Origin of the sequence: Flavobacterium sp. PLA-1-15, from assembly GCF_049060005.1 — a bacterium.
GTDB lineage: Bacteria > Bacteroidota > Bacteroidia > Flavobacteriales > Flavobacteriaceae > Flavobacterium.
This window is the reverse complement of the sequence record NZ_JBMGQS010000011.1, coordinates 85,678-100,344: the sequence shown is the minus strand read 5'-3', so window position 1 is coordinate 100,344 and position 14,667 is coordinate 85,678. Positions and strand designations below refer to the sequence as shown.

13 protein-coding genes are annotated in these 14,667 nt (G+C 38.3%); 3 read left to right on the top strand and 10 right to left on the bottom strand.

Translation table 11 applies throughout. The annotated features are described in order from the left end of the window. The first annotated feature begins 157 nt into the window (after nucleotides 1–157). On the top strand, nucleotides 158–1,399 hold the full coding sequence (locus ACI6PS_RS08835; protein ID WP_421012194.1) for a glycosyltransferase family 4 protein: 1,242 nt from the start codon (nucleotides 158–160) through the stop codon (nucleotides 1,397–1,399). A gap of 135 nt (nucleotides 1,400–1,534) precedes the next feature. Next, nucleotides 1,535–4,786: a T9SS type B sorting domain-containing protein gene (locus ACI6PS_RS08830; protein ID WP_421012193.1), complete on the top strand. Its 3,252-nt coding sequence runs from the start codon at nucleotides 1,535–1,537 to the stop codon at nucleotides 4,784–4,786. On the opposite strand, the gene ACI6PS_RS08825 is transcribed toward ACI6PS_RS08830, so the two are convergent. The 5 genes from ACI6PS_RS08825 to ACI6PS_RS08805 all read right to left on the bottom strand — a co-directional run bounded on the left by ACI6PS_RS08825 (nucleotide 4,787) and on the right by ACI6PS_RS08805 (nucleotide 8,932). After that, complete coding sequence (locus tag ACI6PS_RS08825; RefSeq protein ID WP_421012192.1) at nucleotides 4,787–5,422, bottom strand: hypothetical protein; 636 nt, start codon at nucleotides 5,420–5,422, stop codon at nucleotides 4,787–4,789. A 3-nt stretch (nucleotides 5,423–5,425) separates the two neighbouring features. After that, on the bottom strand, nucleotides 5,426–6,406 hold the full coding sequence (locus ACI6PS_RS08820) for a D-alanine--D-alanine ligase (RefSeq protein ID WP_421012197.1): 981 nt from the start codon (nucleotides 6,404–6,406) through the stop codon (nucleotides 5,426–5,428). Nucleotides 6,407–6,456: 50 nt separating this feature from the next. Next, the gene (locus ACI6PS_RS08815) at nucleotides 6,457–7,161 is read right to left on the bottom strand and encodes an NRDE family protein (protein WP_421012191.1); all 705 of its coding nucleotides are present in this window, start codon (nucleotides 7,159–7,161) and stop codon (nucleotides 6,457–6,459) included. Continuing rightward, nucleotides 7,149–7,637: a DinB family protein gene (locus tag ACI6PS_RS08810; protein WP_421012190.1), complete on the bottom strand. Its 489-nt coding sequence runs from the start codon at nucleotides 7,635–7,637 to the stop codon at nucleotides 7,149–7,151. The genes ACI6PS_RS08815 and ACI6PS_RS08810 overlap by 13 nt, the downstream gene beginning before the upstream one ends. 155 nt (nucleotides 7,638–7,792) lie before the next feature. Further along, complete coding sequence (locus ACI6PS_RS08805) at nucleotides 7,793–8,932, bottom strand: acyl-CoA dehydrogenase family protein (RefSeq protein ID WP_421012189.1); 1,140 nt, start codon at nucleotides 8,930–8,932, stop codon at nucleotides 7,793–7,795. A gap of 280 nt (nucleotides 8,933–9,212) precedes the next feature. Here ACI6PS_RS08805 and ACI6PS_RS08800 point away from each other — a divergent pair, with 280 nt between their 5' ends. Next, nucleotides 9,213–10,274 (top strand): anhydro-N-acetylmuramic acid kinase, encoded by a 1,062-nt coding sequence (locus ACI6PS_RS08800; RefSeq protein ID WP_421012188.1) that lies wholly within the window; start codon nucleotides 9,213–9,215, stop codon nucleotides 10,272–10,274. A gap of 38 nt (nucleotides 10,275–10,312) precedes the next feature. On the opposite strand, the gene ACI6PS_RS08795 is transcribed toward ACI6PS_RS08800, so the two are convergent. From ACI6PS_RS08795 to ACI6PS_RS08775, 5 genes are all read right to left on the bottom strand, one after another. After that, nucleotides 10,313–11,074, bottom strand: coding sequence for a TlpA family protein disulfide reductase (locus ACI6PS_RS08795; protein WP_421012187.1), 762 nt, complete (start codon nucleotides 11,072–11,074; stop codon nucleotides 10,313–10,315). 175 nt (nucleotides 11,075–11,249) lie between these two features. Next, nucleotides 11,250–11,699, bottom strand: coding sequence for a PepSY-like domain-containing protein (locus ACI6PS_RS08790; RefSeq protein ID WP_421012186.1), 450 nt, complete (start codon nucleotides 11,697–11,699; stop codon nucleotides 11,250–11,252). Nucleotides 11,700–11,763: 64 nt separating this feature from the next. Continuing rightward, nucleotides 11,764–12,564, bottom strand: a complete 801-nt coding sequence (locus tag ACI6PS_RS08785; RefSeq protein ID WP_421012185.1) for an HAEPLYID family protein — start codon at nucleotides 12,562–12,564, stop codon at nucleotides 11,764–11,766. A 47-nt stretch (nucleotides 12,565–12,611) separates the two neighbouring features. Next, complete coding sequence (locus ACI6PS_RS08780; protein ID WP_421012184.1) at nucleotides 12,612–13,892, bottom strand: sensor histidine kinase; 1,281 nt, start codon at nucleotides 13,890–13,892, stop codon at nucleotides 12,612–12,614. After that, nucleotides 13,889–14,566: a response regulator transcription factor gene (locus ACI6PS_RS08775; RefSeq protein WP_421012183.1), complete on the bottom strand. Its 678-nt coding sequence runs from the start codon at nucleotides 14,564–14,566 to the stop codon at nucleotides 13,889–13,891. The genes ACI6PS_RS08780 and ACI6PS_RS08775 overlap by 4 nt, the downstream gene beginning before the upstream one ends. Nucleotides 14,567–14,667: the final 101 nt, after the last annotated feature.

The following is a 14,667-nucleotide window of genomic DNA, read 5'->3' as shown; positions in this document are numbered from 1 at the left end:
AAGCCCGCCTGCGCAGATGGTACTGCAGTTTGTGGGAGAGTATGTCGTCGCCTTTCTTTTGAAAACCCTTCATCAATAGATGAGGGGTTTTTTGTTTTTAGGGATATTGATGAATATCGCTTTATTTCATTAATTTGAAACTCTAATAATTAATTTTATGAATGATAATTGTAAAGTTTTAATAATTGGTTTGGTTTGGCCCGAGCCAGATTCTTCAGCAGCTGGTTTAAGAATGATACAATTGATAGAGGCATTTCATGATTATGGATATGAAATTACTTTTGCATGTTCTGCATCGGAAAGTGAATATATGGCAGATTTGAGTATTTGGCAAGTCAAATGCAAGACAATTGAGCTTAACTGTAATAGTTTTGATGTTTTTATAAAAGATATTAATCCCGATATTGTTTTATTTGATCGCTTTATTATTGAAGAGCAATTTGGATGGAGAGTGGCTTTAAATTGTCCTGATGCTTTGAGAATTTTGGATACAGAAGATTTGCACAGTTTAAGATTATCAAGATTAAATGCTTTTAAGAAGAAAAAAGATTTTGAATTTGAACATTTGCTTACGGAGGATATCGCAAAAAGAGAGATAGCAAGTATTTTGAGATGTGACGTATCATTGTTTGTTTCAGAGTTTGAAATTGAGATACTTAAATCACTTTTTAAAATTGACGATACTTTACTTTATCACCTTCCGATTTTTGTTGACCTAAATGAGAATAATGCTAAAGCTTGGAAAACGTTTGGAGAAAAAAAGAACTTTTTATTTATTGGAAATTTTCTTCACGAGCCTAATTGGAATACAGTTCAATATCTTAAGGAAGAAATCTGGCCTTTGATAAGGCAAAAAATGCCTGATGCAGTTCTGAATATTTATGGAGCTTATCCATCTCAAAAGGTTTTTCAATTGCATAATGTCAAAGAGGGTTTTCATGTTATGGGAAGGGCAGAAAAAGCTTCGGAAGTTTTTAAATCTGCCAAGATAATTCTTGCACCCATAAGGATTGGAGCAGGGATTAAGGGTAAACTACTAGAAGGCATGCAATTTGGAACTCCTAGTATTACAACTTCAATGGGAGCGGAAGGAATGAATGGTAAAATGGACTGGAGTGGTTATATTGCTGATGACCCTATTGTATTCGCTGAAAAAGCTGTAGCACTTTATTATGATGAGAAGTTATGGAATCAAGCAAATGAAAATGGTATCAATATCATAAAAAATCGCTATCGGAAGGAACTTTTCGTTAGTTCATTTATGAGTTATATTCATAAGGTTGAAAAAGAAATAAATGATCATAGAAGAAAGAATTTTATTGGTGCTTTGCTCCAGTATCATACATTGAAGAGTACAGAATATATGTCGAGATGGATACAGGAAAAGAATAAAAAATGATTGTTGATATAGTTAATCAATTGATTTTTTATTAATTATAATTATTTTTAATTGTATATTTGATAAGATAATTGTGTTTAACGATGAGTTATTTTTAATATTTGAATTTTAAGAATAGCTAGTTCTTACTTCAAAATGATACTAAAAAAAATAATTTTATTTGTATTCTTTCTTACAACTTCAATAGGATATTCTCAATTGACGGATTTTAATTTTAGTGTTGTTTCTACAAGTGAGACCTGTGCGGGAAATGGCACTTTGCAAATGACAGTTTCGAATACTACTTCTGGTTCGGAGATTGTGTATCAGCTTTATTTAGCACCCGATTTTTCAAACGCAATTGCTGAAACTACATCGGATTCCTTTAATAGTTTGCAATCAGGTGATTATAGGGTAGTTGCTACACAATCATTAAACGGTGAATCTAATTTCCAACAGGAAGATATTATTATAGAGGATTTGGTAATTGATTTGGATTTTGGTGTTTCGTATGAAACCTTTACGGAATGTGATGTCACAGGAACTATATCAGTCAACATAGTAAGTGGTAACCCTTCATCTTATGAAATAATTTCTGGTCCTGTGACCATGCCTTTACAAGCGTCAAATGAATTTCCAGGATTGCCATCCGGGACGTATATAATTAGGGTGTTTGATGAATGTAATAATGCATTATCAAAGACATTTACTATGCAATTGGCAAACAATAGGCTGACGATTAGTCCTTCAACGTTACCTGTAGTTTACGATTCATGCAATAGTGTTCAAGTGAGTACTGTAATATCGCCTTCCCCAGGAACTCAAATTACTTATCCTTTATCTGTTGTATATGCTATTGATCCTCCGGATGGCTCACCTAATCAAATATTTACTGAAAACCTAGTATCTGGACCTACGGATGTTTTGCAATTATCACATCCATTTCAACTGTTTGGCAATGATGTTTTTGAACTTGAGATTTTTGTTACTGACAGTTGTGGAAATCAATTTTCGTTATTAACCTCTATAAACCCTAATCCATCGGTGAGTCTGATATCAAAAGACGCTCCTTGTGCAACTTATTATTTAGGACTTTCAGTTACTGGATTTACTACATCATATACTATCAATTTTGACGACGCACCAGATGACTTTGATCCTGCCACTTTCAATTCGCTTTATCCTGGGCCAGTTACAGAACCTAATATCAATTTTGGAAGCCAAGCTCAACCCGTTCCATTCGGAAACTATGTAGTATCAATAGTTGATTTTTGTGGAAGGACAGAAAGTTTCGCAATTGAAATTAAAGAAAAGGATTTAGATCCAATTGTAACGAAAAGCAGTGGTAAATGTGGAGTTCAACTAGGATTGATGAAGGTTGAGTTGCCAGATGATAGAAAAATTGTTTCCGCCATTATCACTGTAGCACCACCGACTTATACGGAAACGTTGCCTTCGGATATTACTTTTTTTGTTGGGGAAGATGGCGTCTTGGTTGCAGATTTGCCAGCGGGAGACTATGAAATGATTTTAATAGATGATTGTGGCTATGAATATCACCTTGAATCAATTGTTCCTGATTTTGAAGTCAAAGGACTAATTGCTGATTCACTGCCAAATTGTGATCCAGGGAGTGGATCGGTGAAAGTTTCAAGTGGAAATGGAAAATTGGTATCGCTAGTTATGACTGAAGCACCATTGACTTATATGGAAGAACTACCTTACGACGTTACATTCAATATAGATCCTGTTTCGGGTGTTTTTTTTATGAGCGATTTGCCGGCAGGAAACTATTCTTTTGAAAGTATAGACGAATGTGGTTTTGAAGCGGAAACTTCAATAAGTGTTATTGGTTACACTAGCACTCAAAACGGATATACAGTTATTCGAAATTGTGGTGCCTTTAATTTAGGAGTTTTTGATACTAATACTACAGTTACAAATCAGAAATACTGGTTTCAGAAGTTTTTCCCTGATAGTAACGCATGGGGACACCCTTACACAGGAGTTAGCTATGAAGAGGGAACTTTACCTGATACTACCAATTCGATTTCATTGACAAATCTTGGCATGGTTTACAACCTTTTTGTTACAGGAGAATTCAGGATCATTAAATCATTCCAATCCTTCAATAACGGATCCAATAATAACAATTGCTTAGAACAATATGCAACATTCACTGTCTCTGATAAATTAATTATCAACGGCGCATATAGTCTTGATTGTAATGGTGGCTCAGACCAATCAGATGTAATTCTAGATGTAATTGGAGTTGAACCGTTCACTTATAACATTACGTCTCCTTATGCATTCAATAATGGCAATAATAATATTTTTTCAGGATTGGCTCCAGGAATCTACAATTTTGAAGTATCCGATAATTGTGGAAACATTAAAAATATTTTTGTAGAAGTGGGAAATCTTGTTCCTTTAGCAAGAGCCAATACTCCCGAAAGTATGCTCGTTTGCCGAAATGATACTAATCAAGTAGGAATTTTTATCCTATCAAATCAAAATAATCAAATATTAGGAAATCAAAATCCAGATAATTATACAATTACCTACCATCTAAACCAAACAGATGCAGATTCTGGAAATGCTCCTCTAGACATCGCCTATACAAACATTACCAACCCACAAACCATTTTTGCAAGAGTAACACATAAGACGCTCGATATTTGCTATGCAACAACTTCATTTCCCATATTTATTGGAAACAAACCTATTCTAACCCCAACAGACCCAATCATAGTTTGTGCAGGAACGACAAGAACGCTTAATGCTGATCCCGGATATGACTCTTACGAATGGACAACAGGCGAAACCACACAATCAATTGTCATCGCTGAGCCAGGAACGTATGGTGTGGTAGTAAAAAACATATATCAGGATTTTACGTGCGATAGTTCAAAAGAATTCATCGTTACGGGATCGAGCATTGCAACTTTCGTTGATATAAATACTTCCGATTGGTCCGCACAAAATAATTCCGTAACCATCGTCGTTTCCGGAACGGGAAATTATGTGTATTCCTTGGATGGTATAAATTATCAGCCGGAAAATACTTTTACTAATTTGTTGCCAGGGCAATATACTGTATATGTAAAAGATTTGGATGAATGTGGAATAATTGATGGTCAGTTCTTCCTAATATACTATCCGAAATTCTTCACACCAAATGGTGACGGTTACAATGATACTTGGAACCTTCAATTTGCCTATTTAGAGCCTAATACAACCATCAATATCTTTGACCGATACGGAAAGTTCATTATCAAGCTAACAGCAAATGGACCGGGTTGGGACGGAACTTATAAGGGAAAACTTCTTCCTTCAACCGATTATTGGTTTGTAGTAACCCGAGAAGATGGAACTACACACAAGGGACATTTTGCTATGAAAAGATAATCAAAAATATTTCTTGTAGAATTTATAAGACTGATAAATGGCCATCCCAACAAAAAATAAGGGTATGATGTGTGACATCAGGTATTTCGATAAGGTACCCGTACCCTCGGATACCATATTCAATACCATGACAACAGTAAGAATCCCGCAGAAACTTCCAATCAACGTTCCCGCCAAGTAAATCAGGTTGAGCTTTTTTCCTAAAGTAATGTATTTTGCATTTACCACATAGACATTCCAACCCAGCCAAAACGGAATCTGCATAAAATTTAAACAGCTGAAAATAATCCCAATCAAATAGCCGGAATAAGCTATATATTCTGACACCTGGTCTTCCGACGACCCTTCCGATTTTGATTGCGAATGAAAAATATAAGCCAAAACCAACATAAAAATAATCGAAAAGAAATCGATGAACTTCATCAATTTTTTCTTTCTAGAAAGTTTATCGGCAAACAGCAACGTGCAGTAAATCACAATAGCTTCTATGGTAATCACGCCCAAAAGATAGAGGATAAGATTGTCCATATTGGTTCTAGAATACACTTCAAGTCCAATCACATTGAGATAGCCCAAAGGAAGCGAACCTAAAAAGCTCACCACAAACCCAACAAATATATTTTTTAAAGCTTTCATCGTTTAGAAATTTACGATTTTTTTGCTTTGTTCCAAATGCATGCGGTATTCTTTCATCCCAATTTTATGCTCCAAATATGGAAATCCTCGTTTATGATTTTCAACACTTATTTCGAACATATAGGTAATGTGCCGAAACAATTCCTTCCAAGCAAAAAAGATGGAATGCTTGGGATCGTAAATATGAGTAGGCTCGCTTCCGGCACCGTTCAATTCTACAATCGAGAAATTTTCACCGCGTTCCAATTCTTCAAGAGAATTATACATCAAGTCGATTCTTCCAAAATAGAAACCATCAATTTGCAGGCAGATTTTGTTTAAGGTTGCATTCAATTCGTAGGTAATCCAATCACTTCTGTCCAGAAATTTTGCACCTCGGGCATGATTGCCATAGGGAACGAGATTGATCTTTTCGCCTTGAGCGGGAATCGTTTGAAGTTTGTTGCCGTATTCTTTTTTCAAAACATTCAACTGCAATTCATAACGCGGATTTTCGGTAATCAATTCTTCAATTGTAGCCATACCGTTTCCGGTAACAATTAAAAACTTTTTAGAAACAATTCCTGTAATTCGTCCTTCGTTTTGGTGAGGATATCGCACATAGAAAATGCCAATCTCATTTGGATACGGAATCAAATCCTGAACGAGATAATCAAAATTCGCCTTTTCTGTATAATACTTTAACTCTTCTGAAGTATTGATTTTCTTCACTGCCGAACCTCTCAGTCCAATATCGGGCTTGGCAATCAAAGGAAATTGTATCCCACTTTCGTGGATGACATCCAGCACTTTTTCATACGAAGAACTTTCATTGATTAATTCTGTTTTCGGATAATACTGCTGTGGAATCAAATCATAAATCTCCTTTTTCGATTCCATCATAAAACCGCCATTCTTGATGGTTGGATTGCACGCATTGAAGAAGAAAATCGATCTCGCCTTCAAAGCATAAAAGGTCCAAAGAAAATAAACAGGAATATACACTACCAAAAATGGCCAGTATTCCCAATGTGTTAGTTTATGAAAAAAGAGTCTCAAAACGAAAAGGAAATAGAAGTTTCAGTTTCCTGAATCAAATCATAATGCATCATCTTCAAGCTATTATCCTCAATAACTGATTGCGTAATCGTCAAAGTCTTCAAAGCATCATTCCTGTTGATAATCAAGCCATTTTCAGCATTTGAATTTTCGGTATATCGATGAAAATGAAACATTTCTGTTTCGCTGACGGTGTTACTGTTTTCCATAAACCGATGAAACCATTCCGAGCGTTGTTTCCTTATTTCCTTAGGGTACAAAGTAGTTGACGACCAGATATGAGGCTGTGAAACATCCAAATCAATACGGCTTTTTTGAATCTCGTTCCAGCGCAACTGGTATAATTTCGAATCTTCGTACAAAACCAAAGTAAAAGGTTCCACACCTTTCAAATCAATCAAATTCCAATGCAGAATCGAAGAATCGTTGCTGATGATTTCCAAAACAATCAACCCACGGCTCCTGCTGTAAGGCGGTTGGTGTTTGTGTTTTTCATCGGCTCCATTCAGCAAAACCAAAACAGTTCCACTTTCATTAACGGCATACCAAGTTCCACCTGCTAATGGATCTTTTGGAAACGTAATTTTTTTATTGTTGATGCGATAGGTTTCGGGTGGCAATGCAGGCCTCAAAACCGCTTCATCACGGTTAGAGGTAATAATTATCTTGTCGTTGGTGGCAACGAAACTTACTGTGCACATCTATTTCTATATTCAATTGTGGAACGGGCAACACCAAAATCGGCATCAATCTCAATATTTTCGCATTGCAAAAGCGCAACCTTTATCAACGCCTGATGATGGATGCAATGTTCCAGATTATAAAGTAATTCACGCTGGTAGTTGCTCTCAATCCTGATTTCTTCTCCGTCGATAATTTGTTGCAACTGGATGCTTTTATTTTCTCTGTCCAAATTATCCTGGATGGCAACAATGCATTTTTTGGCAAATTCCGTACTGGTCTCAATCACACAATTGCGGTCTCTTTTGTCGTAGTTTACCAAGCCAGTTTCATAGAAATTTTCAAGACACTGAAACATCTCAATGATGTGACGCGTGTGTTGTCCAATCGTGGCATTGCTCAATTGCGGACACTGTTTTGTGTATTCTTTATCAGACAATTGGTCGAGCAGCGCCACCAATTCATTCAAACTATTGTTAATCGACGGGATCAGCATTTTTTATTTTTAGGTACGTAAATTTAGAGAATAAAGTTTCTCAAAAAACAACGTTTAAAAATAAAATATTACAAATAAAAACAGTCAATTGTTGCTGATATCAAATAAAAAAGGCCTGAATTGCTTCAGGCCTTGAAATGATTTATTTCTTAAAATTACGAAACCAATCCTCTCGAAATTACAATTCTTTGAATTTCAGAAGTACCTTCATAAATTTGAGTAATCTTAGAATCGCGCATCATTCGTTCCACGTGGTATTCGGCAACATAGCCATTTCCGCCGTGAATCTGAACCGCTTCATTTGCAACTTCCAAAGCAATTTCAGAAGCATATAATTTCGCCATTGCGCCAGAGTGTGCAATGTCTTTGCCTTCGTCTTTTTCGCAGGCCGCTTTCATGACCAATAATTTTGCAGCGGTAACCTTCACATACATATCCGCCAATTTAAAAGCAATCGCTTGGTGATCGAAGATGTCTTTGCCAAAAGCCTTTCTTTCCTTGGAATATTTCAAGCCTAGTTCATAAGCTCCCGTTGCAATTCCCAAAGCCTGAGATGCAATCCCGATTCTTCCGCCGTTCAACACATTCATCGCAAACGCAAAACCAAATCCGTCAGCACCAATCCTGTTTTCTTTCGGAACTTTCACATCCGTAAACATCAACGAATGCGTATCAGAACCTCTGATTCCCATTTTCTTTTCTTTCGGACCAATCTCAAAACCAGCCCATCCTTTTTCAACGATAAAGGCATTGATTCCCTTGTGTTTTTTCTCCACATCTGTCTGTGCAATTACCAAATACGTCGAAGCTGTAGCACCATTCGTAATCCAGTTTTTCGTACCGTTCAATAGATAGTGGTCGCCCATATCAATAGCAGTAGTTTTTTGCGAAGTAGCATCACTTCCCGCTTCCGGCTCGCTCAAACAGAAAGCACCAATCGACTCTCCTTTTGCCAAAGGCACCAAATATTTCATTTTTTGCTCCTCGCTGCAGTATTTTTCCATACCTGCACAAACCAAGGAATTGTTTACCGACATGATTACGGCCGCCGAAGCATCAACCTTAGCAATTTCAGTCATCGCCAAAACATACGAAACACTGTCCAATCCAGAACCTCCGTATTTTGGGTCCACCATCATCCCTAAAAATCCCAGCTCGCCCATCATTTTCACTTGCTCAGTAGGAAATTTCGAATGCTCATCTCTCTCAATTACACCCGGTAAAAGTTCTGCCTGCGCAAAATCCCTTGCGGCTTGTTGAATCATTAATTGCTCTTCGGTTAGATTGAAATCCATATAAATACTATAATTTTGATAATTAGTTTTTTTGTTATGAGCGAATGGCTTGGTCCTAATCGGCAATCCATGTTCCTGCTGTCCATTACAATCTTTTTATTCTTAAAGAAAGAATAAAAAGGATTTCCACTGCCATCAGGGCTAGCTAAAATCCGATTTGTACTTTTGTAAAAGTCTGAAAAAAAACGATTTCCACAAAAGTTTTTTCCAAAACAAAATCAGATGTGCCAAAAGTATAATAATTTGTTTTAATTTCAAACGATTTCGTAATATTACCAGCATGATGCAACAAACATACAATACCATAGGAGTGATGTCAGGAACTTCGCTAGACGGAGTAGATTTGGCCCACATCCAGTTTTCAATAGCCGACAATAAATGGAACTTCAACCTGCTGGAATGTGAAACCGTTTCTTATTCTCAGGAATGGGTAAACACGTTAAAGACGGCGGTAGATTTCTCCCAAGAGCAACTCGAAAAACTCAATAAGGATTATACAGTATTATTAGGTGGTATCATTTTCAACTTTATCCAAAAGCATAAAATCGAAAACCTCGATGCCGTTTGTTCCCACGGACACACCATTCTGCACCAGCCACAAAATGGCTTCACCTTACAAATAGGCAATCTTCCAGATATAGCCAACATTCTCAATCAAAAGGTAGTCTGTGATTTTCGCGTACAAGATGTACAGTTAGGTGGGCAAGGAGCTCCTTTGGTGCCAATTGGCGATAGGATTTTGTTTTCGGAATACGATTATTGCCTCAATCTGGGCGGATTTTCAAACGTTTCTTTCGAAGAAAACAGTTCAAGGATAGCGTTCGATATTTCTCCGGTAAATACCGTTTTGAATCTTTATGCCAACCAGCTTGGGTTCGATTATGACGACAAAGGCAAAATTTCAAAGTCAGGAAACCTGCATCCCGAATTGTTCAACCAACTCAATGCACTCGATTTTTATCATAAAGCATTTCCAAAATCATTGGGATTTGAATTTGTAAAAGAAACAATCTTGCCCCTAATCGAAAGTTTTGAGATCACTACCGAAGACAAGATGCACACGTTCTCAGAACATATTGCCTATCAAATCGGTCAGGCATTAAAAATAAAACAAGGAAAATTGCTCATTACCGGTGGAGGCGCCTACAATCATTTTCTGCTGCAACGGATCCAATTCCATCTCCCTGAAATGCAAATCGTAGTTCCCGATAATAAAATCCTAGAGTTCAAGGAAGCAATGATTTTTGCTTTATTGGGAGTTTTGAAATTGCGTAATGAAGTCAATGCTTTAAGCAGTGTAACGGGAGCAAAGTATGACCATTCGAGTGGGGTAGTGTATTAAATGAGTTCTCTATTTCTCAATATGGTTGCTAATGTTCATCACAACAACTTCCTAATCTCGGTTGCAATGCGCTCCAGATTCCCTTCGTCATTTCCTGTAGCCCTATAACGCAACACACCTTCCTTGTCAATCAAAAAGTTCTTCGGAATTGAGTTCATGCCATAGTCGTTCCATATCTTCTTCTCCGGATCTGCACCATAATTAAAGTCCATCCCGTCCTTTCTCAACTTCGCCACTTTCTTGGCAACCTTCGCTTCATCTTCACCTATAGAAATCGCCAGGAATACAAAATCCTCGTTCTTGAAAGGCTCAAGAATTTTCGATGGAATATCATAGAATTCCATCAGGCAAGGTCCGCACCAGGTGGCCCAAAAATTAACAAGCACCACTTTTCCTTTCAAATCCGATAACTTTACCTCTTTTCCATCAATGAGTTTCAAGGTAAAATCCTTGGCAATATTATTAAGATCCAAGACATATTCAGCGGTTTTTGTAGTAGGAGCTGTTATTGGCGGCGGCATCTTTTGGGCATTAGCCAACTTTTCATTCTCAGTATAAAGTGCCACCTTCACAATAAATTCCTTGTCGCCAATCTTATCCCCAAATTTTTTAAACAGAGCCTCTCGCTCGGCCTCCGTAACTCCTTTGCTCATCGATTTTACAGAACCCTGACCCGCATATTGCTGTACTTGCTCCATCGTTCCGAGTTCATTGTCAATCAAAATCACCATCTCTGGTTTCTTCTGTCCGTAAAAAGTTTGTGAAAGTATTAAAAGCGCAAAAAAGAATAGATTTTTCATGTTGTAATATGGAATTAGAAAAATGGGGTTTTCAGTCGCCAAGATAAGGGTTCTTTATTTAATAAAATAAAAGCTTAACATAAAATTCTTACAGTTGCCCAATCCTAAAACAAAAAAAGATCCGCATTGGCTCATTAAAACCAAGCGGACCGATTTCCAAAAACAAAGCACAGGATTAATCTGCAATTTTAGACAAAACAGTTCCTTCCTTATCAAACGCCACTTTCCAATCTTCACTAATACTTTTTAGTTCCAGCGTGTAGGTTACTTTCCCACTTTCTGTAATCTTCTTCACATCGTCCACACGGTAACTGCCGAAGTCAGCACTGATTTTCGCCAACACTTTTCGAGGCAGGTCGCTTTTCGAAATTTCTTCCTTGTGTCTTACTAACGCTCCAGTCTTGTTGTACCAAACATCGTGGTCTGCGCCAAGCAATCCTGTTTCAAATTCTACCTTATAGTTTTCTCCGTCCAATTCCCATTCTACATCATAAGCCTTTGGAAATGATTTCTGAAAATTATTTACAATAACCGACGGAACCTGACTTTTGTTCAAGTCCTGTGCCATCGCAGTATTGGCAAACAAAGCCAAAACAAACGCACCAATTAAAAATGTATTTTTCATCTTCTTTAAATTTTAAATTATACAGCAAAGTTCAACACCCAATCTGGAAAGACTTGGGAATAATTCAAGGTTCATAGATAATTCTCAAAAAAGAGCTGATGTCTTCATCCTTCTTTTTCGTTGGGATGCCCGTAACAAAACCTAAAGCCACCTGCTGACTCACTCTTATTTTCGCCTGTGGGCGAATCGTCATGTCAAATTTACCGTCCCTAAATTCTTTGTTCAATTCCACACCCACAAAATGTTTGGTCTGCGGAATCGTAAAAAGGAAGGAAGTATTGATTTCCCAGTCAAGATCCAGTCGATTGGTCGCAAAGTCGTGTTCCAATAGCGGATAGGCATAAACCAAGGTATTGAAATGATCGCCCCAGCGCTTCGCCGCCACAAAAAACGGATTGTAAACCGCACCGGTAACAAGACTGCTTTTCTTGTAGTCCTTGAAATCGGCCAGCTCAAATATTTGCGTGTAGCCAACGGCCAAAGTGGTTTTCAGTTTTGTCGAAACAAAAAAAGAATACTGTGTGGAGAACCGCAAGGATTCTATTTTGCTGTTGGGAGCAGAGGCATTGTCGGCAGTTCTTCTAAAAAACGAAAAATCAACTTCCACTTCAAAGCCCACACGGTTGATGGGAGCAAATTCATATTCAACCAAAAAGGATTGCTCGTTGAAGTTTTTAAATTTCGTAAAGTCAAAGGCGGCGTTAAACTCCTTCTCACCTTTACGCGCACCCAGATCCCGCACCAGGTCAAGATACAGGGGTTCCGCATGTGAAACTTTTTCCGGCTTCGTTGCCGTTTGAGAAAAGCAGTTGCCGGCGAGTACAACGACTGCAGCAACCGAAAGGTAGGTTTTGATCACGTTCATGTGGCAAAGCAACAACACGAAGTGGGAAACATTTGGGAACAAAAAGTTTAGTTCACCCGCAACTCAAAATAATGCAGATTATCTTCAAAACGATACGAAAGCCTAAAACCATACAAATCGCAGATTGCCTTCACAATGGCCAGTCCAAGCCCCGTACTGTTGCTGTGGGTTTCAGATTTGTGAAAACGTGTAAACAGTTGCAGCTCATCAATAGGTGTCGGAATACCAGTATTGCTAATCGTGATCGAATGTTCAGAAATAGTGATAGCCACAGTTCCATTTTCAATATTATGAAAAATCGAATTCCGCAGTAAGTTCGAAACTACAATATTCGCCAGCGAAACATCCATCTCCGTCGTCAATTCGGCACTTGCATCTACCGAAAGCGTAATGTTTTTAAATGCCGCAATCTCCTCCAGATCATTTACGCTTTGGTTCACAATTTCGTTTACCAGCACCGTCTTGTTGTCCAGGAATTGTTTGTTCTCAATCTTCGTCAGCAACAGCAACGATTTGTTCAAGCGAACCAACCGCTCAACGATAGCCATGATTTCGGCAATATTTCCTGCTTGTTCCGTGTCCAGATTGCCTTTTTCAATCAGCAGTTCCAGCTTGTTGGTCGCGATGGCCAAGGGCGTTTGCAATTCGTGCGAAGCATTCCCAATAAACTGTTTCTGCTGCTCGTAGGTTTCCACATTATGATGAAGCAAGATATGCACAGCCTTTTGCAAATCCGTAAATTCTTGGGTTTTCGTCTTCACCTCTGGAAAATGCTTGCTGCTCCCTACACGATAATGCTGCAATTGGTTAAGGAAGGAGTAAAAAGGCTGCCAAAGACGGCGCAGCACAAAACGGTTCAGCAGGATAATGGCGGCAATCAAAAGCAGGTAGAGCAGGACGGCCTCACGAAACAATTCCTCCACCAAGTCATCTTCCTCCACCATCGAGTTGATGATTTTCAATTCATAAAAACGCCCCTTGTTTTCAAAAGCCGTCCCCAGCAAACGCACAGGCTCCAGTTCTGGCGCCTCGTCGTCCGCGTCCTGCATATACATCAGCGTGTCAATATAGGTGTCCTTTATCCTAATAGATTTATCCTTTGGGATTTGACGGATGGCAAAAAAACCTTCTTCAAAATTATTCTTGTCCAATAGTGTCGAATCTTTCGCTACATTATAGATAATCTGCCGCTTGTAATTGTCCAACCCTTCGTCCACACTTTCCTTGATCTCGTTGAGCATGTTGAAATAGAAAAAAACCGACCATAAGGCGATGATAAAAAACAGCCAAACCGAAAGATGCAGGAGCGATTTATTCAGTAGGTTCATCGTTCAATAAGCTTATAGCCGATGCCGTAGATTGCCTCAATTTCTATTGTAGCATTCGCATCAGTTAGTTTTTTGCGTAAGTTTTTAATCTGATAGTAGATAAAATCAAAGTTGTCGGCCTGGTCTATATTGTCGCCCCAAACGTGTTCCGCCAAGGCATTTTTGGTAACCAGTCTGTTTTTGTTGAGCAGGAAATAATTCAGTACATCAAATTCCTTCCTGTTGAGCGGCACGTTTTCCTGATCCACAAAAAAAGTACGCTCCTTCAAGTCCAGCACAACGTTTGCAATTTCAATCGTGTTTTTCCCGTCGAGATTATTTCTGCGAATAACAGCCTTGATGCGCGCATTGAGTTCCGCGATATGAAAAGGCTTTGTAAGGTAATCATCCGCACCCAGTTCCAGTCCCGTCAATTTATCGTCAAGCGAATCCTTCGCCGAAATGATGATCACGTTTCCTGATTTGCCGAGGCCTTTAAGTTGTTCCAGAAGTTGCAGTCCGCTTCCGTTGGGCAGCATAATGTCTAGCAAGATGCAGTCGTAGTCATACAATTCCATCTTCTCGCTCGCCGAAAAGAAGTCGGTGGCCGTTTCAATTACAAAATGCTCTTTGGTAAGCGAAGCAGATATCGTTTCCAGTAAGGCTTTTTCGTCTTCAACAATTAGGATTTTCATAACCACAAAGTTACTTATTGAATCTGGGAAACATTTGGGAATAAATGCTTTTTTAACAGATTATACCTCCAACTCGTATTCCCTTTTGAGGAAAAATGCCT

Excerpts from the sequence above, each read along its gene's own strand:
- ACI6PS_RS08835 (WP_421012194.1), top strand. The coding sequence starts at position 158 with ATGAATGATAATTGTAAAGTTTTAATAATTGGTTTGGTTTGGCCCGAG.
- ACI6PS_RS08830 (WP_421012193.1), top strand. The coding sequence starts at position 1,535 with ATGATACTAAAAAAAATAATTTTATTTGTATTCTTTCTTACAACTTCA.
- ACI6PS_RS08825 (WP_421012192.1), bottom strand. The coding sequence starts at position 5,422 with ATGAAAGCTTTAAAAAATATATTTGTTGGGTTTGTGGTGAGCTTTTTA.
- ACI6PS_RS08815 (WP_421012191.1), bottom strand. The coding sequence starts at position 7,161 with ATGTGCACAGTAAGTTTCGTTGCCACCAACGACAAGATAATTATTACC.
- ACI6PS_RS08810 (WP_421012190.1), bottom strand. The coding sequence starts at position 7,637 with ATGCTGATCCCGTCGATTAACAATAGTTTGAATGAATTGGTGGCGCTG.
- ACI6PS_RS08805 (WP_421012189.1), bottom strand. The coding sequence starts at position 8,932 with ATGGATTTCAATCTAACCGAAGAGCAATTAATGATTCAACAAGCCGCA.
- ACI6PS_RS08800 (WP_421012188.1), top strand. The coding sequence starts at position 9,213 with ATGATGCAACAAACATACAATACCATAGGAGTGATGTCAGGAACTTCG.
- ACI6PS_RS08795 (WP_421012187.1), bottom strand. The coding sequence starts at position 11,074 with ATGAAAAATCTATTCTTTTTTGCGCTTTTAATACTTTCACAAACTTTT.
- ACI6PS_RS08790 (WP_421012186.1), bottom strand. The coding sequence starts at position 11,699 with ATGAAAAATACATTTTTAATTGGTGCGTTTGTTTTGGCTTTGTTTGCC.
- ACI6PS_RS08785 (WP_421012185.1), bottom strand. The coding sequence starts at position 12,564 with ATGAACGTGATCAAAACCTACCTTTCGGTTGCTGCAGTCGTTGTACTC.
- ACI6PS_RS08780 (WP_421012184.1), bottom strand. The coding sequence starts at position 13,892 with ATGAACCTACTGAATAAATCGCTCCTGCATCTTTCGGTTTGGCTGTTT.
- ACI6PS_RS08775 (WP_421012183.1), bottom strand. The coding sequence starts at position 14,566 with ATGAAAATCCTAATTGTTGAAGACGAAAAAGCCTTACTGGAAACGATA.